Origin of the sequence: Synechococcus sp. H55.10, assembly GCF_047502715.1 — a bacterium.
Lineage (GTDB): Bacteria > Cyanobacteriota > Cyanobacteriia > Thermostichales > Thermostichaceae > Thermostichus.
This window is the reverse complement of sequence record NZ_JANSJJ010000289.1, coordinates 1-512: the sequence shown is the minus strand read 5'-3', so window position 1 is coordinate 512 and position 512 is coordinate 1. Positions and strand designations below refer to the sequence as shown.

Genomic DNA, 512 nt, shown 5'->3' with positions numbered 1-512 from the left:
AAGCAACACCGGCTTGACCTTCAAAGTGGGCAAAAGAGCGCCAATGGCCGGGCGGTCGATCCCCGCCAATCGGCCTAAGTTGAGGTAGGCAGCGGCCATCGCAGCCCCAGTGTTGCCAGCAGCCACCACTGCATCTGCCTGCTTGGTGCGCACCTGTTGCATGGAGACGTTGATAGAGGCCTGCGGCTTTCTGCGCACCGCCAGGGGCTCTTCCGCCATGCCCACTTCGTCCTCAGCAGGCACGACAGTGATCCCAGGCGGCAGTGGCCGGGGCAGAAAAGGCTCGAGAGCGTCTGGACGACCGACCAGCGCAATCCCCACCTGAAGATACCGATGGGCCAGCAGGGCGCCCTTGATGATCTCTTCGGGAGCGTAGTCACCTCCCATCGCATCAACTGCAATTCGCACGAGCTGACCTCACACTGGAACACTCCTGACAAGCAAAATGCGGGGATCTCCGCTGCTTCTTTGCCTCGAGAAGTTGGGATCCCACTATCTACAAGGGGCTATCG

General features: G+C 60.7%; 1 pseudogene. It reads right to left on the bottom strand.

Going from position 1 to position 512, the window contains the following annotated elements:
* Nucleotides 1–408 (bottom strand): annotated as a pseudogene (locus tag NW858_RS13195) (phosphate acyltransferase); the annotation flags it as partial.
* Between the last annotated feature and the right edge of the window lie 104 nt (nucleotides 409–512).